35 protein-coding genes and 1 pseudogene are annotated in these 25,067 nt (G+C 40.2%); 30 read left to right on the top strand and 6 right to left on the bottom strand.

The features are described from left to right. Positions 1 to 108: 108 nt before the first annotated feature. A pseudogene (gene lipB / locus S3O_RS14770) lies at positions 109 to 651 on the bottom strand (lipoyl(octanoyl) transferase LipB); the annotation flags it as partial. Between the two features lie 92 nt (positions 652 to 743). Between lipB and S3O_RS0109450 the strand changes: the two are divergent. From S3O_RS0109450 to S3O_RS0109400, 11 genes are all read left to right on the top strand, one after another. After that, complete coding sequence (locus S3O_RS0109450) at positions 744 to 1,046, top strand: DUF333 domain-containing protein (protein WP_010598878.1); 303 nt, start codon at positions 744 to 746, stop codon at positions 1,044 to 1,046. A gap of 40 nt (positions 1,047 to 1,086) precedes the next feature. Next, positions 1,087 to 1,800: a uracil-DNA glycosylase gene (locus tag S3O_RS0109445; RefSeq protein WP_010598877.1), complete on the top strand. Its 714-nt coding sequence runs from the start codon at positions 1,087 to 1,089 to the stop codon at positions 1,798 to 1,800. After that, positions 1,766 to 2,332 carry a GspH/FimT family pseudopilin gene (locus S3O_RS16020; protein WP_010598876.1) on the top strand — a complete coding sequence of 189 codons (567 nt, stop codon included), beginning with the start codon at positions 1,766 to 1,768 and terminating at the stop codon, positions 2,330 to 2,332. The genes S3O_RS0109445 and S3O_RS16020 overlap by 35 nt, the downstream gene beginning before the upstream one ends. A 21-nt stretch (positions 2,333 to 2,353) precedes the next feature. Continuing rightward, positions 2,354 to 2,722, top strand: coding sequence for a hypothetical protein (locus S3O_RS0109435; protein WP_235776252.1), 369 nt, complete (start codon positions 2,354 to 2,356; stop codon positions 2,720 to 2,722). Continuing rightward, the gene (gene surE, locus S3O_RS0109430) at positions 2,722 to 3,480 is read left to right on the top strand and encodes a 5'/3'-nucleotidase SurE (RefSeq protein WP_010598874.1); all 759 of its coding nucleotides are present in this window, start codon (positions 2,722 to 2,724) and stop codon (positions 3,478 to 3,480) included. Before S3O_RS0109435 ends, surE begins: the two co-directional genes overlap by 1 nt. Before the next feature lie 71 nt (positions 3,481 to 3,551). Then, a complete protein-coding gene (locus S3O_RS14765; protein WP_202798041.1) occupies positions 3,552 to 4,061 on the top strand; it encodes a YqaA family protein in 510 nt (169 codons plus the stop codon). Between the two features lie 230 nt (positions 4,062 to 4,291). Then, positions 4,292 to 5,311 carry an RNA polymerase sigma factor RpoS gene (gene rpoS / locus S3O_RS0109420; RefSeq protein ID WP_010598872.1) on the top strand — a complete coding sequence of 340 codons (1,020 nt, stop codon included), beginning with the start codon at positions 4,292 to 4,294 and terminating at the stop codon, positions 5,309 to 5,311. Between the two features lie 68 nt (positions 5,312 to 5,379). After that, the gene (locus S3O_RS0109415) at positions 5,380 to 5,982 is read left to right on the top strand and encodes a hypothetical protein (RefSeq protein ID WP_010598871.1); all 603 of its coding nucleotides are present in this window, start codon (positions 5,380 to 5,382) and stop codon (positions 5,980 to 5,982) included. A 45-nt stretch (positions 5,983 to 6,027) separates the two neighbouring features. Continuing rightward, on the top strand, positions 6,028 to 6,273 hold the full coding sequence (locus S3O_RS0109410; RefSeq protein WP_010598870.1) for a hypothetical protein: 246 nt from the start codon (positions 6,028 to 6,030) through the stop codon (positions 6,271 to 6,273). A gap of 113 nt (positions 6,274 to 6,386) precedes the next feature. Further along, positions 6,387 to 7,016: a hypothetical protein gene (locus S3O_RS0109405; RefSeq protein WP_156792874.1), complete on the top strand. Its 630-nt coding sequence runs from the start codon at positions 6,387 to 6,389 to the stop codon at positions 7,014 to 7,016. Between the two features lie 96 nt (positions 7,017 to 7,112). Then, positions 7,113 to 7,484 carry a hypothetical protein gene (locus S3O_RS0109400; protein WP_010598868.1) on the top strand — a complete coding sequence of 124 codons (372 nt, stop codon included), beginning with the start codon at positions 7,113 to 7,115 and terminating at the stop codon, positions 7,482 to 7,484. Positions 7,485 to 7,649: 165 nt separating this feature from the next. Here S3O_RS0109400 and S3O_RS0109395 read toward each other — a convergent pair whose 3' ends face one another. The 4 genes from S3O_RS0109395 to S3O_RS17570 form a co-directional block, all read right to left on the bottom strand. Then, positions 7,650 to 8,429 (bottom strand): hypothetical protein, encoded by a 780-nt coding sequence (locus S3O_RS0109395; RefSeq protein WP_010598867.1) that lies wholly within the window; start codon positions 8,427 to 8,429, stop codon positions 7,650 to 7,652. Between the two features lie 123 nt (positions 8,430 to 8,552). Continuing rightward, positions 8,553 to 9,044 carry a hypothetical protein gene (locus S3O_RS0109390; RefSeq protein WP_010598866.1) on the bottom strand — a complete coding sequence of 164 codons (492 nt, stop codon included), beginning with the start codon at positions 9,042 to 9,044 and terminating at the stop codon, positions 8,553 to 8,555. Positions 9,045 to 9,249: 205 nt separating this feature from the next. After that, the gene (locus S3O_RS0109380; RefSeq protein ID WP_156792873.1) at positions 9,250 to 9,798 is read right to left on the bottom strand and encodes a hypothetical protein; all 549 of its coding nucleotides are present in this window, start codon (positions 9,796 to 9,798) and stop codon (positions 9,250 to 9,252) included. Positions 9,799 to 9,910: 112 nt separating this feature from the next. Then, positions 9,911 to 10,069: a hypothetical protein gene (locus S3O_RS17570; protein ID WP_156792872.1), complete on the bottom strand. Its 159-nt coding sequence runs from the start codon at positions 10,067 to 10,069 to the stop codon at positions 9,911 to 9,913. Between the two features lie 12 nt (positions 10,070 to 10,081). Here S3O_RS17570 and S3O_RS20570 point away from each other — a divergent pair, with 12 nt between their 5' ends. Beyond that, positions 10,082 to 10,321, top strand: coding sequence for a transposase (locus tag S3O_RS20570; protein WP_408005683.1), 240 nt, complete (start codon positions 10,082 to 10,084; stop codon positions 10,319 to 10,321). A 223-nt stretch (positions 10,322 to 10,544) separates the two neighbouring features. Here the strand turns inward: S3O_RS20570 and S3O_RS17560 are convergent, their stop codons facing one another. Beyond that, entirely contained in the window at positions 10,545 to 10,718 is a 174-nt protein-coding gene (locus S3O_RS17560; RefSeq protein ID WP_192805938.1) for a hypothetical protein, read from the bottom strand. A 724-nt stretch (positions 10,719 to 11,442) separates the two neighbouring features. Between S3O_RS17560 and S3O_RS17555 the strand changes: the two genes are divergently transcribed. From S3O_RS17555 to murI, 18 genes are all read left to right on the top strand, one after another. Further along, entirely contained in the window at positions 11,443 to 12,114 is a 672-nt protein-coding gene (locus S3O_RS17555; protein WP_192805937.1) for a hypothetical protein, read from the top strand. Positions 12,115 to 12,332: 218 nt separating this feature from the next. Beyond that, on the top strand, positions 12,333 to 12,542 hold the full coding sequence (locus S3O_RS0109360; protein ID WP_010598861.1) for a hypothetical protein: 210 nt from the start codon (positions 12,333 to 12,335) through the stop codon (positions 12,540 to 12,542). Between the two features lie 305 nt (positions 12,543 to 12,847). Further along, positions 12,848 to 13,513, top strand: a complete 666-nt coding sequence (locus S3O_RS0109355; protein ID WP_010598860.1) for a hypothetical protein — start codon at positions 12,848 to 12,850, stop codon at positions 13,511 to 13,513. Then, positions 13,455 to 14,318: a hypothetical protein gene (locus S3O_RS0109350; protein WP_192805936.1), complete on the top strand. Its 864-nt coding sequence runs from the start codon at positions 13,455 to 13,457 to the stop codon at positions 14,316 to 14,318. Before S3O_RS0109355 ends, S3O_RS0109350 begins: the two co-directional genes overlap by 59 nt. Before the next feature lie 92 nt (positions 14,319 to 14,410). Further along, positions 14,411 to 15,940, top strand: a complete 1,530-nt coding sequence (locus S3O_RS0109345; protein ID WP_010598858.1) for a hypothetical protein — start codon at positions 14,411 to 14,413, stop codon at positions 15,938 to 15,940. 1,622 nt (positions 15,941 to 17,562) lie between these two features. Then, on the top strand, positions 17,563 to 17,925 hold the full coding sequence (locus tag S3O_RS14760) for a hypothetical protein (RefSeq protein ID WP_010598857.1): 363 nt from the start codon (positions 17,563 to 17,565) through the stop codon (positions 17,923 to 17,925). Further along, positions 17,882 to 18,109, top strand: a complete 228-nt coding sequence (locus tag S3O_RS19190) for a hypothetical protein (protein WP_235776251.1) — start codon at positions 17,882 to 17,884, stop codon at positions 18,107 to 18,109. The genes S3O_RS14760 and S3O_RS19190 overlap by 44 nt, the downstream gene beginning before the upstream one ends. Positions 18,110 to 18,407: 298 nt before the next feature. Then, complete coding sequence (locus S3O_RS12655; protein ID WP_010598856.1) at positions 18,408 to 19,298, top strand: UbiA family prenyltransferase; 891 nt, start codon at positions 18,408 to 18,410, stop codon at positions 19,296 to 19,298. Between the two features lie 84 nt (positions 19,299 to 19,382). After that, complete coding sequence (locus tag S3O_RS0109330; RefSeq protein ID WP_010598855.1) at positions 19,383 to 19,820, top strand: methyltransferase domain-containing protein; 438 nt, start codon at positions 19,383 to 19,385, stop codon at positions 19,818 to 19,820. Between the two features lie 7 nt (positions 19,821 to 19,827). Further along, positions 19,828 to 20,157 (top strand): biotin biosynthesis protein BioC, encoded by a 330-nt coding sequence (locus S3O_RS0109325; RefSeq protein WP_010598854.1) that lies wholly within the window; start codon positions 19,828 to 19,830, stop codon positions 20,155 to 20,157. Between the two features lie 182 nt (positions 20,158 to 20,339). Further along, complete coding sequence (locus S3O_RS19185) at positions 20,340 to 20,579, top strand: hypothetical protein (protein ID WP_010598852.1); 240 nt, start codon at positions 20,340 to 20,342, stop codon at positions 20,577 to 20,579. Further along, positions 20,533 to 20,808 carry a hypothetical protein gene (locus S3O_RS19180; RefSeq protein WP_010598851.1) on the top strand — a complete coding sequence of 92 codons (276 nt, stop codon included), beginning with the start codon at positions 20,533 to 20,535 and terminating at the stop codon, positions 20,806 to 20,808. Before S3O_RS19185 ends, S3O_RS19180 begins: the two co-directional genes overlap by 47 nt. Continuing rightward, a complete protein-coding gene (locus S3O_RS19175) occupies positions 20,750 to 21,631 on the top strand; it encodes an amidohydrolase family protein (RefSeq protein WP_235776250.1) in 882 nt (293 codons plus the stop codon). The genes S3O_RS19180 and S3O_RS19175 overlap by 59 nt, the downstream gene beginning before the upstream one ends. Positions 21,632 to 21,949: 318 nt before the next feature. After that, positions 21,950 to 22,150: a LolA family protein gene (locus tag S3O_RS0109315; protein WP_010598849.1), complete on the top strand. Its 201-nt coding sequence runs from the start codon at positions 21,950 to 21,952 to the stop codon at positions 22,148 to 22,150. Continuing rightward, positions 22,143 to 22,517 carry a LolA family protein gene (locus S3O_RS0109310; RefSeq protein ID WP_010598848.1) on the top strand — a complete coding sequence of 125 codons (375 nt, stop codon included), beginning with the start codon at positions 22,143 to 22,145 and terminating at the stop codon, positions 22,515 to 22,517. The genes S3O_RS0109315 and S3O_RS0109310 overlap by 8 nt, the downstream gene beginning before the upstream one ends. Positions 22,518 to 22,522: 5 nt before the next feature. Beyond that, positions 22,523 to 23,452, top strand: a complete 930-nt coding sequence (locus tag S3O_RS0109305) for a cation diffusion facilitator family transporter (protein WP_010598847.1) — start codon at positions 22,523 to 22,525, stop codon at positions 23,450 to 23,452. A gap of 173 nt (positions 23,453 to 23,625) precedes the next feature. Continuing rightward, positions 23,626 to 24,189, top strand: a complete 564-nt coding sequence (locus S3O_RS0109295) for a sulfite exporter TauE/SafE family protein (protein ID WP_010598846.1) — start codon at positions 23,626 to 23,628, stop codon at positions 24,187 to 24,189. Between the two features lie 40 nt (positions 24,190 to 24,229). Further along, positions 24,230 to 25,042, top strand: coding sequence for a glutamate racemase (gene murI / locus S3O_RS0109290; protein ID WP_010598845.1), 813 nt, complete (start codon positions 24,230 to 24,232; stop codon positions 25,040 to 25,042). Positions 25,043 to 25,067: the final 25 nt, after the last annotated feature.

The following is a 25,067-nucleotide window of genomic DNA, read 5'->3' as shown; positions in this document are numbered from 1 at the left end:
AATTGTGAGTTGATCGAATCCTTGATTCAAGTATAACGTGGTTAATTGCTCTACTAAACGTGAACCGATTGCTTCAGCGACTTGCGGTAAATTACAAGAAACACCCAAATCGACTAATTGTGTGATCGGAAGTTTTGCAAAACCCGACAGGGATTAATCCCGGAAAAAAGGTGTTAAATCCATCGCGACATTGAAGGCGATACCGTGATAACAACAACCCCTTCGAATACGTAAACCTACGGAGGCAATTTTTGCGCCGTTCACGTAAACACCGGGCGCGTCTTGGCGGGTTTCGGCGATAATCGTGTAATCGGCAAGAAAGTCGATGATTGTTTTCTCTAATAAACTGACGAGACTCCGAACATTTAAACGGAAGCGGCGTAACTCTAACAAGGGATAAATGACCAGCTGACCTGGGCCATGATAGGTAACCTGACCACCCCGATCCGTTTTTTCGATGGGGATCGCATGTGGATTCAGGAGATGTTCCCAACGACCCGCTTGCCCTAATGTGTAAACGGGCTCATGCTCAATCATCCAAATTTCATCCGCGGTGTCTGACGAACGCTGTACTGTAAACTCCTGCATGGCCTGATAAATAACCCGATAAGGTGCGCGGCGGAGTGGTTTGAGAAGAATTTGATGAGCCATCATAATTTAAAGATAAGATAACAAATAAATAAGATAAACAGAAAAACCGCGATCTATTTCGCTTGTTCTCTTGAAAATGGAGCCAATTTAGCATGAAATTGTCTTTCGCTTCTTATTTTTTATTTTTCTGGATCCCTTTTGCTTCCGCAGTACCGAACCCGGCGTCGGTGCATTGTGTTCAACATGGAGGCAAGCTGTTTATTCTTGATCAAGGCGGACAGGTTGGATTTTGTCTGTTTCGTGATTTGAGTTATTGCGAAGAATGGCATTATTTTCGCGGCACTTGCCACCCAGATACCTATTTTTTACCAGAACAACGAAAAGGAACCACTTATTGCTTCACAGAAGAAGGTAAAGAAAATCTAATTATTTACTTGTGTAAAGCGAAAAAGTGATAAAATACGACCCAATCTTTTGGGAAAAGTGAGTCATTTTATGTTAGATCAAAAACGTCGTCACCATCTACAACAAATGGGTGTAGTTTTATGGACCACTAAAAAAAAAGATACACTAGACAATCCGCAAATGACTTCTCCCGCATCGCAAAAACCCTCTCCACAAGACATGATGACTAACAATGTTGCCCACTTAGATTGGGCGGCGCTTGAAGCGGCGGTGGCGCGTTGTCAAGCGTGTTCACTTTACAAGACGCGAACCCAACCGGTTTTTGGTTCGGGTAATAAACAAGCAGATTTACTTGTGGTAGGCGAAGCCCCGGGTGCGAATGAAGATAAACAAGGCTTACCTTTTGTCGGTCGGGGCGGCCAACTGCTCACCCAGATGTTACTCGCCATAGGTTTAGCGCGTGAAGATATTTATATCGCAAATATTCTTAAATCACGCCCAGAAAATAATCGTGATCCTTTACCACAAGAGGTAAAAGCGTGCACACCGTTTTTATTACGACAAATTGAGTTGCTTCAACCAAAGCTTATTCTCGCTGTCGGCCGAATTGCAGCCCATTTTTTGTTAGAAACCAATAGCCCGATGAGCCGCTTACGTGGCAACCTTTTTTATTATGGACCTCGTAAAACGCCTTTATTGGTGACATATCACCCGGCTTATTTGTTGCGTTCACCACGAGAAAAAAGGAAAGCTTGGCAGGATATGCAATGTGTTAAAGCACAACTATACGGATCAGTCTCTTGAAAAAATCAGTTTGGGATTTAGTTTAATCGAGCTCCTTTTTGCTGTCACGGTTTTAAGTATTTTAACTGGTTTTACATTAACTTTTTATCAAACTAGCTTATTGGAGACACGCCTAACGACTTTAATAGATCGGTTTCAAGCGGTTTTATATTCGGCACAAAGTGAAGCGATTTATCGCCACACGCCGGTCACATTATGTAAAAGTCAGGATGGTCTTCACTGTGGTGGAACATCGCAATCCGGTTGGTTACTGTTTTTGAATCGTTATACGGATCACCCTCACTCTGCGCAGCGTTTGCGTGTTTATCCACATTTCGATCCCAGTGAGCGTATCCTGTGGCGCGGTGCAGGCGGACGCGATTACTTAACGTTTCAGGCGGATGGGTCGGCACGAGGTTATAATGGTCGTTTTATTCTTTGTGTTAAGGTGCTGACTAAAACACGGGGACGTTTAATAAAAATAAGCCCAACGGGAAGGATTCGCAGCGAAATATTAGCCGATCAACAAGCGTGTGTTCACGAAATAAAATAGCATTGACGAAACCTATGTGCTTTGCGTATCTTTTCTGCTGGTGGGTTATTGAAAATAGAGAGTGATTTTATGAAAAAATGGTTTGTATGGTTAGGGGGATGGTTTGCTCAACAAGTAAACGCATTACCACCTAATTCATTAGGTGATTTATCAGATAAACTTCTGTTTCCGATGTCGGTGTTAACCGCTGCGCTGTATAACATTAGTTTAGCCATAGGCGTTGCTTTATTATTTGGTGCCTTTATTCAATACCGTAACCATCGAAAAAATCCAGGGCAAGTCTTGTTAAGTCGACCGGTCACGTTGTTGGTGTTTGGTTTAATTTTATTGGCTTTACCGATCGTAGTAAAAATTTCGGAAAGCTCACAGTTAGTCTCTCGGGTGAATTAATGAAAATTCTAATTAGTAATGATGACGGTGTGCACGCAACGGGGATCGCTTTTTTAAAAAATGCATTAGCCCAAATTGCTGAAGTGACCGTGGTCGCCCCCGATCGGGATCGCAGCGGGGCCAGTAATTCCTTAACCTTACAACAGCCTTTACGATTACGTTATTTAGAAGAAAATGTAATTAGTGTGCAAGGTACACCTACCGATTGTGTTCATCTTGCGTTAACGGGCTTACTCAAAGCGGACCAAATGCCCGATTTAGTGGTTTCTGGAATTAATGCCGGCTCGAATACTGGCGAAGATGTTTTTTATTCCGGTACAGTTGCAGCAGCGATGGAAGGACGCTTTTTAGGCATACCGGCGATTGCCTTTTCGTTAGCAGGCTCTGACCCAAATTATTATTCCACCGCTGCCGAAGTCGCGAAACGTTTGGTGGTTCGTCTTTACGAAAAACCATTACCGGCCAAAACAATTCTGAATGTCAATGTGCCGGATATCCCTTTTGATGCGATTAAAGGATTTACCGATACCCGTTTGGGCACACGTCATACTGCCGATCGGATGCAACCCAGTCTTGATCCACGTGGCCATACTATTTACTGGATTGGTACATCGGGTAAGGAAGATGATGCAGGCCCTGGTACGGATTTTTATGCGTTAAACCACCAACAAGTCAGTATTACGCCTTTGCAACTTGATTTAACTCATCACACTCTACGGGAGCAGGTTCGTGAGTGGGTTGTGGATGGTGAAGTTTAAAGGTTTTTCCCGGCGAAAAGGGGTGGGTTGTTAACGATAAAATGAGTTTATTTGCTAAATTGTACGATAAAATGCTGCGATGGGCGGCGCATCGGCATGCACCGTACTATTTGTTTGCGCTCAGTTTTGCTGAATCCTCTTTTTTCCCGTTGCCTCCGGATATTATGCTTATCCCGATGATGTTAGCGCAACCACGCTTGGCCTGGCGTTATGCAACGTTAACCACGGCGGCATCTGTGTTAGGAGGACTGTTTGGCTATTGGATTGGCTGGATTGCTTTCGATTGGATTCACCCTTATATCATCCAGTTTGGATATGAAAGCGCTTTTTTACAAATCGAGCAAGGTTTTAAAGCCTGGAATTTTTGGATCTTATTTTTAGCGGGCTTTACGCCACTACCCTATAAATTGTTTACGATTGCGGCGGGCACCTTGCATGTTTCTTTATTACCCTTTATCTTAGGTTCTTTAATTGGACGAGGCGGTCGATTTTTTTACTGGCTTGTTTGCTGCATTGGGGTGGAGCACGGGTCGATAAATTACTTCGTCTTTACATCGATCGGTTTTCCTGGTTTATTCTAGGAGCCCTTTTGTTGATAATTATCTATCTCAAGTGGCTTGCACACTGAGGCAACGCGAATAACAATTCATTTAATTAGAGAATCGTTTCTACTACAGAGTGGACGACAATCTATCATAAAAATCATAATTTCATCTAGTCTGTTTTTTTTGAATAAAAATAATGAAGTATTTTCTGATTTATATTTTATAGCGATCGGCATACGTTATACCTAAATCAAAAGGAGAGGGTTATGCAAAAGGAGTTTGGAAAAAAGAACGTGCTGAAACGGCCTATTCGAAAAAAAAACAGTGCGATAACTGGTGCATTTGAAAAAAAACCGGTTGCAGAAGAAGAATCGTTTGTTACAAAAGAATTAATAGGTGATACCGAACTCGAGGTGCCGCCGCCGACGCCGCGTTCGACACGACGCGATGAAACATTTGGTGTTACGCAGCTTTATCTAAATGAAATTGGATTTTCACCATTGTTAACTGCGGAAGAAGAAGTTTATTACGCCCGCTTAATTGCAAAAGGGGATCAAGATGCACGTAAACGAATGATTGAAAGTAATTTACGTCTTGTTGTAAAAGTAGCGCGGCATTATAACAATCGTGGTTTGCAGTTTTTAGATTTAATTGAAGAAGGCAATCTCGGCTTAATGCATGCCGTTGAGAAATTTGATCCAGAGCGAGGATTTCGTTTTTCGACTTATGCCGTGTGGTGGGTTCGGCAAGCGATAGAACGTGCGATCATGAATCAAGCTCGAACGGTTCGCTTGCCGATCCATGTTGTTAAAGAGTTAAATGTGTATTTACAGGCCGCACGAGAATTGTCACAAAAGCTCGATCACAAACCGACGGCGGATGAAATTGCGAAGTGGTTGGATCGGCCTTTTGAAGAAGTTGAAAGAATGCTGGGTTTAAACGAACATATTACTTCAGTAGATGCTCCCGCCAGCAGTGAGGCCGATAAACCCTTATTAGAAACCCTTTCTGATAATCGTGAGAATGATCCAGAGCATATTCTCGAAGATGAGAACCTTCGCAAACGGCTGGAAGGTTGGCTGAAAGAGCTTACCACCAATCAACGAGAAGTGATCGCTCGGCGTTATGGTTTACTGGGTTGTGATCGGATGACACTCGAAGAAGTGGGCGAAGTGATTGGTTTGACTCGCGAGCGTGTTCGGCAAATTCAGGTAGAAGGACTAAAGGCTTTGCGCAAGATTATGGAGGATCAAGGTTTTTCTGCCAGTTTATTGTATGATAACTAAGTTTTTATCTCTTTTAGAATGAATTGCTTTTAATAAGACTCCTAATTTAGCCACGGATAACCACGAAAATGATACGTACCACGAAAACAATAAAAAAGCGTCAAGAAGCCGGGGAGCTGGTTTTAGATCGCGCTAAACGCTTGGCAAAAGAAGGAGTACGCTTTGTTTATCACTATAAATATAGTTTTGTCTATGTCGCATTGATCGTGTTGTTGAACACCTTGTTTGCGCGGATCCCCTTGATGCAAATAGCGGGTTCGGAGGTGTCTCCAATGGACTGGACGGTTGGCGTTGTATACGTACTACGTGATTTTTCACAACGTGAACTCCATCATAAGGTAATTCTTGCGATGTTAGTCGGCAGCGTGTTGAGCTATTTTTTGGCCGATAAGACCATCGCTTTAGCGAGTGTGAGTGCTTTTTTAGTGGCTGAATTTATTGATTGGGCCGTGTACACCTTCACGCGCCGACCGCTTTCGCAACGTATCCTCTGGTCGGCAAGTTTAAGTGCGCCAGTCGATAGTAGTGTTTTTCTGTGGATAGTGGATCAATTGAATGGTCTTGGAGTCGTGATTCTTTCTTTAGCAAAAATAGTCGGTGTGCTAGCGGTTTGGTATTGGTGGCGGTTACGCGAGCAGCGCTCAAAATCAGAACCTGCTTTTCAGTCGTAGACAGCGATCAAAGGCGAATTACAGAAATATTAGTTAATTTTTACATTGGATGTAGAAAATCTTGATGAAATATTTGAAATCACCAGTTTAATAGTAACTACTTTGATTGAGAAAGAGCTCGAAAATATAATCAGAACACAATTTAAGAATGAAAATAGTTTTATATTCAATCCAGATAAAATTTTACGGATCATTGATAATATCCTCGAACACGGATTAAACTTTAAAAACTACAGAAAATATGCGGGTTATGAACAGCTTAGAGACGAAGAAAAACTTATTTCAAGTTAGCAGCCAAATATAGCAATAAAGTATTTGAGAATTTTGAAGCAATTGTATTGAATAAACAAAGAGGAGAAAGCGAGCTTGGTAGCAAAATTAGCACCGCCTGTAAGCCAGAATTTATGTCTAAAGACCCGCGCGTTACTAATCAAACCTATCAAACGCGAAACACCTTAACTAACTTTCTATACAGCATTGGAATGGTTGCTTCTAATGATAAAAAACTCAAGCCATTCGCCACTGAATCTTTCATCGAAACATTAACTACTCTAAAAGAGAAAGCCGCCGAGAATACAGAAGATGAATTTCAACCTAATCCGCGTTTAATGCCACTAAATCATTTCGACACGTATCCACAACCATACCATTCTGTACCTTCACAGAATCCCATGATGTCACAAGGGTTTTCACCCCAGCCACAATACCCCCATGGCAGTCAAGCACAATATCAAGCACAATATGCTAATCGACTACCATCAACAACGCCCGATGAACCTCCAGTACAGCAACCTGAACCTAATCAATATTTGATTTTTTCGGATTCAGATTCTGCCCAAACTAGACAATACGCCGATACCCATCCCTTCGCACAGATGAGTACCGAATCTAGCGCACACACTCGAACAAATCCATTTCTCCCTAGTTATGAGGATTCTTCGAGTAGATTTTTCAGACACACTTCCCCAAACCATGACAACGGAGAGGCACTCCAAAACCAGCTCCCTTCTTCACTAATCTGTAGCGATGTATGAGCCAATAAAGCGATTCTATTCATAAATCTTCTGCTTTTTTGTAGAAGGTCTATTTTTAAAAATAATTCATTAGATAAAATCAGGAGAATAAAAATAATGCCGCATTTGACACAAACCTCAAACTTAAAAATGATGCAACCGAAGACGAGGACACAAGAGCCAAATAAGCCACCAAGAAGAAATAACCCTTCTTCTAGAATTCAAGAAATTAATCAAAACATAACTGATTTTTTAATGAAGAGATATTTTAAATCAGCTGATGAAAAGAAAAAAAGAACAATCAGACCCCAAAAAACACTATTAGTAGACTTAGCGAAAGCGGACGTTGAGCACTTGATAAAAATCAGTAAAAATGTGAAATATAACTTGGATGATATCCTCTCAAATATCGATAGCAGTACGTTTGATAGTGCTTCTAACCATTCTAATGAGAAAGATAACTCGGGGAGGGTATCCCCCAAATACTGAACATGACATAATGAACACCGAATCTACTGCACGCACTCGAACAAATCCATTTCTTCCTGGTTATGAGGATTTTTCGAGTAGTTTTTTCAGACACACACCCTAACCATGACGACGAGGAGGCTCTCCAAAACCAGCCTCGTTTTATTTACTTATATACTACCGGTGTCAATATAAAAAAGAACGACCTGCTTCGGGAGTTGGGTTATGGCTCGAAGTCTGGGGTTGTGAGAAGAATGTAAATGTATTACTTGGAGAAACAAATGGATTTGTAGCGGCATAGTATCCAGGAGTATCAAAAAGGCCTTCTATCATGGGCACACATGGACTCTTTTGATGTGGATATATACCGTCGTGTGCGCCCATAGGCTGTGTTTGAAAAGGGGATTGAGTTTGAGGGTGTGGGTTATTGGTGTGGTGTTCAGTTTGAGCAATATTCGAATGGGTATCATCACGCTCTTGGTTCTCATCGTTAATTTCCTCATAGATATGTTCTTCATGAATTGCCGCTGCAAGCGATTCTAAAAAACGCTCACGTTGAGTGAGCGAGTATTTATCCATGAGTAGTTTTCCAACAATGGCGAGACAGAATTTCATTTTATTGCTTAACGGATGTTTATTCCCATTCTCTTTCAGCTTAGTTTCGATTATTTTTTGAATAGAGCGGGTGATCGCGAAATCTTCATATTTACAAATTTTTTCTGGATTGCACGCTTTTTTACTGATTGTTATCAAGTGCTCAGCGTCCGCTTTCGCTAAGTCTACCAATAGTGTTTCTTGGGGCGTCAATTTTGCCTCATGCCCCATGAGTTTTCTAAATATATTAGTGATGTTAAGTTTAAGCTTAGTTTTAACACCAGGGCTTAGTTGGAGTTGATCATTTAATTTTGTGATTGCCGCTAACGTAGCTAGGTGACCAATAAGATCCCAAAGATCTTCTTCATCCATTTCTAAGTTTGGGATTTGTTTGTGTTTTGTGATTCTTTCTTTTTATTTTCCTGATTTTATCTAATGCATTTTTTTAAAATAGACCTTCTACAAAAAAGCAGAAGGTCTATGACTAAACTCATTTTATTTACTTATATGCCTACAGATCTGTGAAGAATGGGGCTGGTTTGGGAGCACCTCCCCGCCGTCATGGTTAGTGTGTGTGTGTCGGAAAAATCTACTCGAAGAATCCTCATAACCAGCGAGAAATGGATTTGTTTGAGTGTGTGCGCTAGATTCGGTACGCGTCTGTGCGAAGGGATTGGTATTGGCGTATTGTGGCTGGGGTGAAAATCCTTGTGACATCATGGGATTCTGTAAAAGTACAGAATGGTATGGTTGTGAATGCGTGTCGAGATGATTTGGTGGCATTAAACGCGGATTAGGTTGAAATTCATCTTCTGTATTCTCGGCGGCTTTCTCTTTTAGAGTAGTTAATGTTTCGATGAAAGATTCAGTGGCGAATGGCTTGAGTTTTTTATCATTAGAAACAACCATTCCAATGCTGTATAGAAAGTTAGTTAAGGTGTCTCGCGTTTGATAGGTTTGATTAGTAACGGACGGGTCTTTAGACATAAATTCTGGCTTACAGGCGCGGCTAATTTCGCTACCAAGCTCGCTTTCTGCTCTTTTTTAATACAATTGCTTTAAAAGTATCAAATACTTTATCGCCATATTTGATTGCTAAGTTGATAACAATTTTTTCTTCTAATTTGAGTGTTTTATAAATTTTCATTTTTTTTATAGTTTTCCCCGTATTTGATGATCGTCTCAATGATCTTTAAAACTCTGTCTGTAATGAATCCTCGGTTTTTTTTACATCGTTAATTTCCTCATAGTTAATTTCCTCATAGATATGTTCTTCATCAATTGCCGCTGCAAGCGATTCTAAAAAACGCTCACGTTGAGTGTGAGTGTATTTATCTATGAGTAATTTTCCAATGATGACGCAACAAAATTTTATTTTGTCATTTAGCGGCGGATACTTCTTCATAATCTCTTTCAGCTTATTTTTAAGTATTTTTTCAATAGATTCATGGATCTTTAATTTTTTATCTTGATTAGTTTCTGTTTTATTACTCATTTTTTCAATGATATCGTTCAATTTTTTAGCGTCTGATTGAGCTAAATCTAACCATTGTTTTTCTTGGGGGGGTAATTCAGCCTTACTACTTAAGAAGTTAATTGAAGGAAAATAATCAATAAATTTGCCCTTCGGTCTAGCACTATGTGCTAGCTGACGTTGATCGTTTAACTTTGTGATCGCCGCTAACATGGCCAGGTGATTGATAAGATCGGAGAGATGTTTCGCACTATTTTTAGGAACCAAACCAACACCTAAGTTTCTCTGAGAATTGTGCGAAGTGTCCCACGTGATTTTAATTTTTTCTGAGAGTTGATTAACATATAGCTCGACCGATTGATGAGAAAATAAAAGCTCGTTATTGGATTTTGAATATCTCTTCTTTATCACCATATTTGATTGCTAACTTGGCTGCGGCGAGAGGATTAAAACAAGCCGTTACTCCACAAATAACTGCTGTTGCAATAGCGAAGGAAAAAAGCGTGTCAAAGGATCTTCTCGTTTTCATCCCGGCCAACGAACAACGCTCATAGGCGCTTTAGGTTGTCAAGGATTTAAGGCTGGTCTGTTTGGCTCATGGTTATACCAATGGTTCTATCTTTTTAACATTCATCGAAAAAACTTAGCGCCTAGTTTAAACCCAGGGGATGTTGTAGTCATGGATAATCTTTCGGCGCATAAAGTAGACGGTGTGAAGGAAACTATTGAAAAAGTAGGTGCTCGTTTGCTTTATCTTCCGCCGTATGGGATTTATCTCCTATTGAGCTAGCTTGGCCTAAGATAAAAAATATATTAAGAAAAAGCTCTGCTATGACTAACAAGAAATTATATCACTCCATCTGTAAGGGTTTTCGTTCCGTGACAAAAAATGATTCTTTCGCTTGGTTAAAACATTGCGGCTATAACATCAATACTTTTTGAAAATGTAATAACATAAATTCCTTGTTAGAATGTTATTGAAATAGACCTCGGCTATCTCCACGAATCGCGTTTTATTGGCGCTGCGCTTTAATTGAATAACGATAGGAATAATGGATTGAATAATATAACGTCAGTCCCATTCTAAGCTGCGTGCGCACCTCGCTCCCACAAATCGACTCTACGGCGCGGCGTGCTTCCTGCTTTGCCGTCAACGTGCGCCTTTCGCGGGCTCTTCGACTGCGCATTGCTTTCGCAATGCTCTCCTTGTCTTATCGAAAGTGATATTGAAAGATTTTTTTAACAATACTCTCAAAATCTTGCAATATCTCACTATATTGCAATATCTCACTACTGAAAAATCAGTTTTAGGCTGTTTTTTCAGGTCAAAACGAATATTGCATGGCGGAAATGCTTATATTTACTAGCTCAAAATAATATCTAAGCTGGATAATATTTATTTGTCCTTAATTTATCGTTAATTTTGTGCTCATTTTAGTTTAATTATTTAATTATAAGATGCATGGCCAATATATCTAAGAAAATAAAGGTCCAAACTTCATGCTAAAAAAATCATCCATATTTAATTTAAGGAGCTGGGCAGAACTTTGGAATAGTGGTAGAGATGGTAGTAGAGACACAGGCTCTATTGCGTCACCATCACGTCACAATAGTTCATCCGGCTATAGTTCTTTAACTAGAAGTAGTTCTCTTAGAGATCCACGAAGAAATAGCCAAGCAAGTGATGCATACTCTGTTGCTCCGTCATCTAGAACTGGCTCTCTTACTGGCTCTCTTAGAAGGGATCCAAGGATTGCTAGAGATCCACGAAGAAATAGCCAGGCAAGTGATGCATTCTCTGTTGCTTCGCCATCTAGAACTGGCTCTCTTAGAAAGGATCCAAGGACTGCTGCCTCGGTTGCTCGATCACATCATTCCATTTACACCCCGCTTAATGCGCCATTCAATGATATGGCCTCTGTCGCCTCGTCACGTAATACCGGATCAGTTTATAGCGTACGTAAGCAAGCTCCTAACGCGCATGATATGAGTGCTGAGACCTTATCTAGTTACCATCTTAGTCTACTGGGCTTAGATGAGGATGCACACACAGAAAAATTAGAAAGCACCATGAAGCTTTATTTCGATACGTTTATTCGTGAAGCTATGGTTGCACTCGGCATTCCTGTCTATGCCAGCCAACGTCCAGAAAGATTATTGCCTGAACAGAAAAAAAGACACGACCTCAAGAGCGGTGTACATAATCAATTGCTTAAAAAAATCCTTAAAACACAGACACAGCTTAATTCGTCCGTAGCTAATCAAGTTTTTAAGAAAAATGGAAATGTGATGCCTGTCTCTAGCGGTCTGAGTGTAGCTGTAATGACCGTTGCTACGGCTATAAATCCTGTTCTAGGCGCAGGCGTTGGGGCAGCCATTGCTATTCTTGCTATGGCTTATCTGACAGGCGAATTTCATAAGGCTAAAGAAAACAAAGCGCATGCGGACAAACTGAAAAGCTACTTACCCGGCGAAAATAATCACATACACAGTGAAATACTAGAAATAATCAGCTTGCTTACTGTTTTAGTAGTTAAAGATAGGATAGATACCGAGCTGCAAATAGAACAGCAAAAAAACTGAAATTTGATTTTCGTAGACTATCAGATGTAGTTAATAGCCTTAATACGGGTTCAGACGTAGACCTTATTACATCGGCGTGGACTGAGCAAGAAAGAGAAATTGCTCAATTAGCGCAATGCTATGCAACAGAAATCTTTAATAATCTTATAGATTATGCCTATCAGAAAAGAACTGATCAAATAAATAATAAAATTTTTGAAATTCTTGTTCCATCGTTTATGCAAACCAATGTTTCGGTTCGAGTCACCCAAAATAGAGTGGCGTTAACTGGTTGGTTAGCCGCATTGAGTATGAAATTAAGCAACAATCAGACATACGCGCATGATGCTTTACTGGCTTATGCAGATATGGAAAAGGTACGTGATCGAACAGATTGTGAAATCGTACAAATTGAAAAAAACGATCAAGCAGAACAAAACTTAATCTGATGCATCTGACTCATTGTCACAAACCTCGCCGCTTCATACAAAAGTATCAAGATGGTTAGTTGACATTGAAAACGCCACTGACCAGCGCTCCGAGAACAGTGACAACGACAGTACTTATGAAAGTACTAGAAGTACTACTAGTCATCGTTCTTCAGCTTCAAGATCATCGTCTCGCGCAGCTTTTTTTAGAAGTGACGAAAAACCCCAACTAGAACTCCAAGAATGGGCTTAATGAGTTCTGATGTTTAAAACGAATAACAATACTTAACTTTAATTTAACTATAAAAATAATAAGAGGAAATCCTATGCCAAGTAGCCAACATTCCACCACTTCAGGTTATACACCGCGTAACTCCGCACCACCCGGTTCCGTTGTATCAAGCGCTTCAGGTTATACACCGCGTAACTCCGCACCACGCACCGGTTCCGTTGTATCAAGCACCTCAGGTTATACACCGCGTAACTCCTCAAGATCACGTGCCGGTTCTGCCGTAGGTTCCGCTGCATCAACACGTTCGGGTTATACCGCTCGTGGAACGAAAGAGCTTCCTCCCATGAGTGCGGAATTAAATGCCGAAGGAATAGAACGATTATTTTCTGATTATTCAAACACGCTGGTTCAAAAAGCCATGGTTATGCTTGATATTCCCGTTAATGCCAGTGAACGTCCAGAACAGTTAACGAAACAACAGAAAAATAGACATACCCTTCATCAAGCTACACATGATCAACTGCGAAAAAAAGTGCTTCAAACCACTATGCGCGCTAACACACGACTATCCAAACAAGTTTTTGATAAAAATGAAAGTACGGTAACTGCTACCAGTAGTTTAGCTGGCATTGGACTCACCATTCTTGCGGGTTTCAATCCTGCTGCAAGCGCCGTGACTGGTGCCGCATTGACTGCTTTTTTTGTGGGTTACCTGGTACGCGAATTTTATATGGCTAAAAAAAGACCAAGAGATTGCTAAAAAAGTGGAAGGTTATTTACCTCGAGAAGACAGCCAAATACTAAAAGTCATCAGTTTACTAACTGTTTTACTCGTTAAAGATAAATTAGATACGCTGTTACAAACAAACCATGGCATAAAATACTCATTTGATACAAGTAAACTGCTGACGTTAATGAACAGTCTTCTGCATCCTTTTGCCAGCGCTTGTAGTGATGATATTACAAAAAGCTGGAGTGATCAGGAACAAGCTATTGCAAAGTTAGCAAAAAACTATGCCAATGAAGTATTTAAAAACTTAGTACATTATGCCAATAAAACGAAAAAGGATAGAATCAATAATCGAATCTTTGACGCTCTGATACCTGAATTCATACAAAATAATAAATCCGTAAAAACAACACAAGATAGAGTAGTTTTAACGGCTTGGTTAGGTGCTCTCAGTATGGTCGTCAGCAAAGAATACCAACATCATGGGGAGTTTTTTTATTCAGAAGTAGAGAAACTTCGTGATCAAGTAGACTTAAGCATAGAACAAACTGCCATGGCGCAAGAACAAGATTTAGGTGATCAAGATCGAACAGCAAGCTGGCTGCAAAAAGAACCTGTTGAGGAAAACGACAACGGCTATGATGTTGCCAGCCTGGTAAGTCATCGCTCTTCCACGAAGAGCAACAAGCCTGCTGCACCTACTTCGACAGCTGCTCACGCCGCTTTTCATAGCAATAGAAGCACGACGGCAGACTCTGAGCACTCTCATTGCAGTAAACGCTCTCAGCATAGTGAAACTACTCATCACAGTGCAGTACGTCCTTCTAGACCGTAAGACCTGCAGTACGTTTTTTGTAAGCAACAAGGCTAGCCAGCCTTATTGCTTCATTAAGCACATTAATTCTTTTTATAAATGAGATTAAAAAAATGCCACGTTATCAAAGCCAAGAAATAAAAGAAAGATTAGCTAGATTAGAAGCACTAAATCCAGAGTTCAATATCATTGAAATTAACGAACTAATTGCTTCCTATATCTCACAGCATGATGGTGAAGAATATACGCCTGAAAAAGCAGAGCACTATAAAGCTAAACTTGAACAAGAGTTTTTAAGACAAAAAGCAAAAGCTGAAAAAAATAAATCGGCTCTCGTTGCTGTAAGCAAGCCTGCATCTCGGCAAAAACCCGCTGGGCCAGGCGCAATAGAAAACTCAATAACAGCGAAAAAAAACCAAGCTGTTGCGGCAGCAGCAGCCAGTGGCAATCCTGCACTGGCTGTAGGAATACAAGCCGCACATACCGTTGGAGGGGGTATAGTCAAAGGCGCTAAAGCCATCGGTAACACCGCTGTACATCTGGCTACGGAAACCGATTTAAGAAAAACAGGGGCAAGAGTCGTATCTGCTGCCGCAGCGGTTGCTGTGGGAGGACTTGCTGCGGGAGCAGTCACCACCGGAATGGCTAACGGCGGTAGAGCATTCGTACGCGGTGCTATTAGCAATGCTTTCAAAGATGTCAATGATGGCTTTCTAGGATTCGCTACCCGTCCGGTTACAGAGGCAATCGGTAATGGATTAGGTGGTGTTGCAGGAGCCGTTATCGGCGTTGTTCTACCAATTGCACTGCTTTATCTTGCTGTACCGCGACTTTATAATTTATTTTTTTATGGCTTTAAACTCGGAATTAATGCCTGGGATAATCGTCATAGCGCGGTAGATCTCAGTATATTACCGGAAGAAGGACCTCTGTTGGATCTTATTGGTCATCTTTCCACCTTATCCATGATAGAAGAACTCGATACCAAACTAAAATTAAAAGGTATTGCTAATATTAAGTTTAATATTTCTAATCTATTTCAAAAAATAATGCATCCCGGTAGCAGCCCTACCTTGAGTCAAGAAGAAGAAGCGCTTTATCAATTGGCCCAAAGAAATGCCAAAAAAATGATAGAGATTAGTAAAAAAGCAACTAATGACCCTGAAAAATTAAGAAAATATCAAAATTACTCAACGACTCGAAGCCTTATAAAAATCGTCGAGACGCATCTTCCAAGCGATTTTGATAAAAATAGAGAGATTAGTAAGCAAATGCGCTTTTGCCTCACTGTTATTGGAACGTTAATTCAAAAAGAACAAACATCCGATATACAACAATCTTTCCTTTCCGCACTTAAATCTGCACTCGCTGCTCCGAGAACAAACCTTAGTTATGCCGCTTCTACTCATAGTGAGCACATCTACGAAACGATTCCTGAAAATACTCCAGCTGTATATCAGAACGGTACACCGGCCGCGAGAGCAGAGTTTCAGCCACCCGCCTCCTTTGCGAATTCAGGACATGCATTCATAGGAGGCAGGAAAAGTGCACAGTCACAAGCAAACCACGCTCGGACGCCTCTGTATAGTGATACCGAATCACAAACAACTACCTCATCATCACGACGACATCTTGTTAATTAATAACCTAGTAACTAGCTTCTCTAGTTACTAGGTTATTCTCTTCATATTACAGTCTATCGGGTTTAATCGTACTCCAATTACGACAAGATGGACAAAACCAATCTAAAATTCTGCTGTTTAAGCAAATTTATTTGGCTATGCAAATTATCGCCAAAAAATGGACCATGCCTATTCGCGACTGGAAACCTGCCTTAGCTCGATTTACTATCAAGTTTGATGGCAGAATTTAATATGGCATTACAACTAATTTACAAAAAATTTATTGCAGACTCTAGATAAAATGACTAGCCTCTTGTGTTAATTCTTTGATGTTTTTTTGGTACCGCTTGAACATATTTCTTTAACAGCCAGCTACTTGCTATTTTTTTATTTTTATAAAAATCGACACGTTGGAATATCCCTTGTTGCGATATTTTCCTTTCTAGGTTAATTTCTTCCCCTTACTATATTAACGATCAATTTATTAATTTGATGTAAAAAAAGCAAGGTGTCCGGTTGTTGAGGCATTACTTTAAGTTGTTCTTTTACAGACTCAGTTTCTGTTAGCCTTAGAATGAAATTAACGTATTTATGCGGGTATAAATAACTTTCTTGTAAGGGCAGTTGGTCATCTTCGCACTAAATAGGAATAATTTGCCAGGGCGTATTTTCGAGTTTCGGCCAATGTGTTTTATCAAAACGAAATGAATAACCATTATTGCATTTTCAGAAAGTATAGATGTAAATTAAGGCGATAACTTATTAAGTTATCGCAGAAGAGAAAAAGATGGCATTATCAAATGAGATTTACTTTCACCTTTTGGTTTATTACTAAATAACTTTATAATTAAATTTTTGATTTTCTACCTATTTATCTTATATTTTGGTAGTAAAAAATACGACTGGAAAGCTAAACAAATATTAACGATAGATTAAGGCAAAATATAAGCTATAACGACCAAACAGAGTTTTATAAGTTAGTTTTAAATTTTAATTGTAAAATTATCTATAAAATAGGTTATTACGTCTCTTAAATGAAAATTTTTATAAAACTTTGTCGGTCAAACTGTGGGTTTGGTTAAAGGTATGTAACTAATTAATAAAAAAGATTGTTATTTTATCCAATTATCTTTATTGTTTAGAGCTTGTAGTATGAGGTTTATGGAGGAAACGTAGCCTACTTAGGAGAAGGGAAGCACGCTTGAAATAGCGATTGTGGCGACAAAATAACTGAAAATTGTCATAAAATTACTTACAAAAAACACGTTTTATTGCAAAAATATTGATAAATTATCATTTATTTAATAAGCGTGGCATAATTCTTTTCCAAGTTGGAAGGATTGCAATTTTTGTGAAAACGACGGCCCTTAACATTCCCTGAGACAAAGCGGTCAGTGTTAGAGACACTTTGAAAAAATCAAGATCAGGTTCAATGGATAAGCCTATTTTTTAGTTACGTGATAGGACTCATTTTCAGGGTAAGCGGCCGAAATCTTTCATGAAAAAGAGCAATTTGTTTTTCTGCTAGTGGGGTAATAGCTAAATTTCTGTGTTTTTAAAGGATATCACTTACAAAAATACCAAATCTAAATGGTTTATTTGCTATGGTAGTGAAAATAAGAAAAAATAGCCAACGTATATTTATGTTCGATCGTGCCAACGCCCTGGTTAAAAAGAGTGGCGGCTTAGTTTATCGTTATAAATACAGCTTGGTTTATATCGCACTGATTGTATTGTTAAACGTCTTATTTGTCCGCATTCCCTTGATGCAAATTGTAGGCTCTGAAGTTTCACCCATCGCATGGATGGTTGGGATTGTCTATGTATTACGTGATTTTGCACAGCAAGAATTACAGCATAAGGTCATTGTGGCAATGATAATTGGTAGTATTTTAAGCTACTTTTTTTCGGAGAAAGCAATTGCTCTGGCGAGCGTCAGTTCTTTTTTAATCGCTGAATTTATTGATTGGGCCGTATATACGCTTTACGCGTCGCCCCCTTTCTAAGCGAATTTTATGGTCGGCAAGTTTAAGTGTACCGATTGATAGTATTGTTTTTCTATGGATGATTAATCAATTCAATGGTTTGGGTGTCGTAATTCTTTCTTTAAGTAAGCTGATCGGGGTGTTGGCTGTTTGGTATGGATGGAAATTACACGAGCAGCGTTTAAAGCCAGCACCTTCTTGTTAGGATACGAAGAGACTCTCTTGCTTGTTCAGAGATAAACATTGCGCTAAGCCCCCCCATAAATATTTGTATAAGTATTTTTTTAAGATTAAAGATAACCTAATTTTCACTGGAACACATTTAGGAAAAGCTGAATTTATTATCTTGAAAAATAAAAAATGATGGCATGCTGATCCTGAACGAAAGCAATACTGGAGCGATATGACCTTTTTACGTCTAAGAAAAGCATTAGCTTTTAAAAAATGGATAAATAAGCCATCGCTCAGTACGCTTTTTAGAAAAAAGGGTCTTATAAAATGCAATGGAAACCCACTATTTCCTCACGATACTGCAGATTATGCGTCCACAACACTGGATCAAAAATGGGTTAGTCGTGATGCCCTTGGTGGTCGGTTATCATTATCATTCTCTTGAAGCATTACGCAAAAATATTATTGGTTTTACGGTGTTTTGTCTGTTAGCTGCCAGTGTTTACGTTATCAATGATTGGGTAGATAGGGAACACGATGCACAGCACCCTTATAAAAAAAATCGTCCTTTCGCTTCAGGACAATTATCTCCACAAACAGTGTATTGGTTGATACCCACTTTATTTTTTAGTGCGCTGTCACTCATGTATTATTTACCCATCACTTTTTTTATAGTGGCGGTGAGCTATTATCTAACGACTTTTTTCTATTCGTTCTTCTTAAAAAAGAGAAAATGGTTGGATATTATTACCTTGGTGTGGCTTTATTTGCTACGAATTTTAGCCGGGATGACACTGGTTGAAAATGGGTATTCACCTTGGTTATTGTTTCTCGGGTTTTTTCTATTTATGAGTCTAGCGCTCGTGAAGCGATATGCTGAACTTTGTCGCGTGCACGCTACGGGGCAATCGACCTTGTTGGGGCGCGCCTATGGCTGGCAAGATAGTAATACGGTATTTGTTCTAGGTCATCTCAGTGCTTATGCTGCGACACTTGTTTTCGTTTTCTATATTTTTTCACAAAAAGTAGCTTTATTTTATCCTCACCCCTTCATCTTAATACCCATTAACCCTTTGTTGCTTGTTTGGATAAGTCGATTATGGTACCTGGCCGCGCAAGGAAAAATTCAGGATGATCCGGTCTCTTTTACGATAAAAGATCGTTTTAGTTGGTTAATCGTGTTGATTATTGCTTCCATTGCTGCGCTAGCACGACACGCTTAACAGGTAGAATCCCTGCTTGCATTCTTCCCTAAGATCACATTAAATTGGCAGTGTCGGTTGTATTAAAGCCAAATAAGTTCAAAAATGATTAATCCCATTGATGCGAATCAAGTTCGACCCCAATTTAATCGGGCGGCTACAACGTACGATCGTGCCGCGCTTTTACCATGCACCGTGACAGAAACCCTATTACAACGATTAGCGATTATTCGTATGCAACCGGAATCGATCCTTGATTTAGGTTGCCGTACTGGATATTCGACACAAGGCTTACACCAGCGTTATCCAGCGGCAAAACAAATTGCGGTTGAACAAGGAGAATGTTTTTTAGCGCAATTACGAAAAAAAGAACATACGCTCGGTAAAAAGACAGGTTGTGTTTGTAGTGGGACATCCCCTTTACCCTTCAAGTCAAACTGCTTTGATCTCGTCTATTCCAACTTAACGTTACATTGGAGTGCAGATTACGCTTACGTCCTGGCGGTTTATTCTTATTTTCAACCGTTGGAGTGGATACGTTAACTGAAAAGTGGATGATAAATGTCATGTTCATCTTTTTCCCTTGACCGTAAATTATCAGTATTTTCAGTCATTATTACGTGATTTAAAAGACCTTGGTGTGCAGAATCTTGCGACCGATCGTCGTTGTGGACTCACCCCACGAAAAACATTTCAACTACTTGAGCATCACTATGAGCAGTTACGGGTGGGTACTGGGAAACTACCTGTGACTTGGGAGATTATCTATGGCCAAGCATGGAAACCGCTGCAAACGCGCGACTCAGGCTCCCCTCATGAAGCTAAGATTGCGGTTCACCAAATTGGTGGGCGAAAAACAGCATCCCAATCTTCAACGTAAATTATTTTCTTATTTTAACCTACCTATCGTTTTTTTAGATTTCTGATGAAAAAACACATTTTTACTTTTTTATTCATTTTGCTGAGTCCAGTTGTCTATGCACAGACAGCGGAGCAAGCCACTGCAAATTATTTCGTAACGATTCAAGAAGACCCGACACGCCTCGCGCGTTTTTGCGAGCGATGCCAAAAGGGGGTGATTTACATAATCATCTTGGTGGGGCGAGCTTAGCGGAAAATATGCTAGCTTACGCAAAAAACGATTCGTTGTGTATTAATAAAAAAACACATGTCGCTTGGTTTTATCCGAATTGCTCTACAGACGCTTCTGTAAAATATCTGCCGGGTTATCCTGTTTTATACAATGCGACGATTGATGCGTGGTCAATGCGTTTTTCAAGCTGGAAAAGAATCTGGACATGATCATTTTTTTGCAGTGTTTGGTAAGTATCATGCTATTTTAACGCGTCATCCTGGAGAAATGATCAGTGAAGTCGTTGAACATGCTTGTCAACAAAATTTACTTTATTTAGAACTGATGGTTACGCCAGATGATAATGCGTCTGGCCAGTTAGGAGCAAAAATAGGTTGGCATGCAAACTTACCTCAATTACGTGATGCGCAATGGTGTAAAAGACATCGTACATACTAACATTACCCGCTTGAATCAAGATGAAAAAATACTGCGTGCTTCCTTACAGCAGCAGACAAAGAACAAAAGATATTGTAGCGATTTTACGCTACGCTATCTTTATCAAGTGCTTCGTGAACAGCCACCGGAAAAAGTGTTTGCTCAATTACTAACCGGGTTTGAGCTCGCGAATCACGATCCGCGCGTTGTTGGCATTAATATCGTGCAAGCGGAAGATGGAAAAATAGCAATGCGTGATTATACACAGCAGATGAAAATGATCGCCTTTTTGAAAAAATGCTATCCAAACGTACGAGTGAGTTTACATGCCGGTGAATTAGTTCCGAGTTTGGTTCCGAAAAGCGGTTTACGTTTTCATATTCGCCAGGCGGTCGAGATTGCGCATTTCGCTATGAAAATCATGCTGAACAATTACTTTAATTTAAGCAGTAATGAAGCCATCCTTGGTGTAAAAGGTGCAGCACATCCTATTGTACTGTATAGGCGTTATGGCGTGCCCGTCACCCTATCCACCGATGATGAAGGTGTGTTAAGGACGAATCTAAGTGAACAATATAAAAAAGCGGTTTTAACTTATCATTTTTCCTATAAATCCTTAAAAACCTTGATTCGAAATAGTTTGCATTATAGTTTTTTACCAGGAAAAGCCTTGTGGCAAGATGATCACTACCAAAAAGTTGTACCGGTTTGTCAGAGTAGTCTGCAATCTGGAGTGATTCCTGTGCCTTGTCAACAGTTTTTGAATACAAATGAAAAAGCCAATTTACAATGGAAATTAGAGGTACAGTTTTCTATTTTTGAACGTTCATTTCTCAAAAAATAAACCTTACTATTTAGACGCATAACGGGTGGTGTGACTAAAAAGGATGTTTGTTTGAAAGGGGGGGTATTTTCAATTTATCTAGTGCCTCCCGTATGCGTATAATCTAAGTAACCCTTTGGGTTCTGGCGGGATGTGCAAACAATTATGCAGCGAACCGCTGCGATAAGTAATGGCTACTTAGCTAGATAGCCAAAACGGTTGAGCGTCTTATCCTTTCTTTCAACGACGTGAATAAGCTATAGTGTTTAAAATGACAGTCTGTTAGTCAAGTGGCTGAGCCCTATTTTGGAGTGATTCACGTGAGGGGCGGGGGCGCCAATGTGTTGGGCGATGTCTGCATCGGAATCACTATCGAATTTACTGCATCAGCTCAAGAGCGTGCAGGCTAACTTTCAGCAGAAGGTAACCGATGTGAAAGGAAACGTATTACAGCAAACAAGTGGCCACCTATTTTTACAACGCCCAGGACGTTTTCGTTGGGAGGTGAACGCAGCCGACAAAACAACTTTTAGTGGCTGACGGTCAACAAATTTGGTTTTATGATATTGCGTTACAACAAGTGACGAGAAAAAAACAACCTAAATCTGAAAATTCACCGATTGCGCTGTTAAGTGAAGCACCTAAGAACTTAACTCAAAATTATGTCATTACTTTTTTGATGGATGTTCAAGGCTTTTATTTGATCCCACGCGATAAAAATGCACTTTTTCGATCGATTAGTTTGATTTTTAAAAAAGATAAACTTCAAGAAATGCGCTTATTGGACAAGTTAGATCAGGAAACGGTGATTGATTTTGATCACGTAGTCGTTAATCCTAATCTGACGCCACAATTGTTTCATTTTGTGGTGCCTAAAAATCAGAATATTGAAGTAATACAAGGTTAAAATAGATGTCAGCTCACCACCATCACCATTCTGCCCAGGTTGCGCCTAACTATCTCACGGTTAAGTTAAACATCATTTTTACTTTGGCGGTATCGCTTAATTTAGCTTTTGTGTTTGCCGAGGTTCTTTATGCGTTCACGGCCAATTCAGTCAGTCTGCTTTCGGATGCTGCTCATAATTTTGCGGATGTACTCGGTTTATTGATGTCTTGGGGGGCAGCCTTCTTAGCCAAAAAACGTGGTACGGCTCGTTATAGCTATGGGTATAAAAAACTAACGATTCTTGCAGCCTTAACGAATGCCTTATTATTGGTGTTTACTTCAGGATTGATCGTTTACGAAGCGATAGTTAAGTTACGATATCCTATTCCTATCAATGAACTGATCGTTATTGTGGTCGCTGGGATCGGTATTTTAATCAATGGTGGCACGGCGTTGCTGTTTATCAATCAGAGAATGTCCGATTTAAACATTAAAAGTGCCTTTTTACATCTCGCTTATGATGCACTGATCGCTTTGGGTGTCCTCGTTGCTGCGGCAATCATTTATTTTACGGGTTGGCAATGGCTCGATCCATTGGTAGCGTTGATCATTGTGTTGATTATTGCTTGGGGCAGTTGGAATTTGCTACGTCGCTCGGTCGAGTTAATTTTGGGCGCAGTTCCCTACGAAGTCGATGCGCAAGCGGTGGCCAACTATTTAAGCCAACTACCGGGTGTTGAAGCTATACACGATTTACATATTTGGGGAATGAGTACCCAGGAAAATGCATTGACCGCCCATCTAATTATGCCTAAGCAGCATCTGAGTGATGCGAGCTACCAAATGATTCGTCATGTGATGCGCGAAAAATTTCATATTCAACATGTGACGTTGCAGATTGAACGAGGAGAAGAGAAATATCCTTGCCCACAAGCGACACTTTGCCAACCCTGAAAACAGGACCTGTGACTTTAATTTAGATTCATAAAGAATGACTGCTTACCCTCTCTATTTTGCTTTAGGTGCCATGGCGGGCTTTTTATCCGGTTTACTAGGTATTGGTGGCGGTGTTTTATTAGTTCCAGGATTCTATTTTTTCATATAATAGTTTTAGTCAATATTATGTGATGCATTTAGCCACAAGCACGGCGTTGGCCTCGATTATTTTTAGTGCGCTGATTGCGGTGTTTTATCAACAGCGTCGCGGTGCTATTCACTGGCCTATTTTTGGGCAATTAATGCCGGGTATGTTGTTAGGTTTATTAGGTGGGGCGTTTCTTTCTCTGCGGTTATCAACCGAAACACTTAAAATTTTATTTAGTTTATTCTTATGGGCGATGGCCTTAAAATTATTCATGTACAAAAAAGACGAAAAGCTTCATAAAAATGAACATCCGCTTTTGATCGTGCAATGGGTGATGGGCGCGTTTATTGGGCTGATTTCGGGTTTACTTGGCATCGGTGGGGGCGCGGTTGCGGTGCCTATTTTATTACGACTTGGGTTCACGTTTTTGTTTACGTTGACGAGCCTGCATTTATCGGGCTTACCGGAAGGAATCCATAGTTTTGTTTATTGGCCTGCCGTATTCGGTTTAGTTTTGGGTAGTCTGCTTTGTGTACCCCTGGGTGTGCGTTTGGGACAACGCTTATCTGGTTCTAAACTTAGAAAATGTTCGCTTTTTTTCTTTTAGTCGTCTCTTTCACCTTGTTTTTATTTTAAAGAGAAAGCTTATGTTTGAAGCGTCTTCACCGATTGGAATTTTCGATAGCGGAATGGGTGGGTTGACCGTTGCCAAAGCGGTGACTCAACAGCTTCCTAGTGAATCGATTGTGTATTTTGGCGATACAGCACATGCCCCTTGGGGTGATAAATCGGTTGCGGCCATACAGGCTTACGCCGTCAAAATTTGTGACATCCTATTGCATCAGCACTGTAAGCTTATTTTGATTGCGTGTAATTCAGCCTCGGCAGTGGCTTATGATTTAGTAAAAGAATACGTGGGACATCGAGTAACTGTGATTGATGTCGTTAATCCGATGGTAGACTATCTTGCCACACATTATAGTAAAAAAAGGGTTGGGTTGATTGGTACCCAGCAGACCGTCGGCTCGGATATTTATGGAAAAAAGATTCAGCAGCGTGGAATAGCGATCCGGTTCAATGCGTTAGCGACGCCTTTGCTTGTGCCGTTGATTGAGTCGGGTGAGCGTAATCCGAAGGTCATAGAGGAAGTCATTAAATCGTATCTTTTAAGCCCTCAATTACAAAATATTGATGCGTTGGTTTTGGGTTGTACTCATTATCCATTGATTAAAGACCAAATTAATGCATTTTACTCTGGGCAAACCGCGGTGATAGACGCAACCGAAATGGTGGCCAAGGCAGTAAAGAACCAGTTACAAGCGCAAGATTTATTGGCCTCGGCAGGGCAATTACCCCAAAGAACCTTTTACAGTTCAGATTATACTCAAGCCTTTTCAGCCTTGGCACGGCGGTTTTTTGATGAGCCCGTCCGCTTAGAACGATACGCCCTATGGGACTGAATGACCTTATGTTAAAATCGGCCAT

Source organism: Rickettsiella massiliensis 20B, from assembly GCF_000257395.1.
GTDB classification, from domain to species: Bacteria; Pseudomonadota; Gammaproteobacteria; order Diplorickettsiales; family Diplorickettsiaceae; genus Diplorickettsia; species Diplorickettsia massiliensis.
This window is presented reverse-complemented; position numbering and strand designations above follow the sequence as displayed.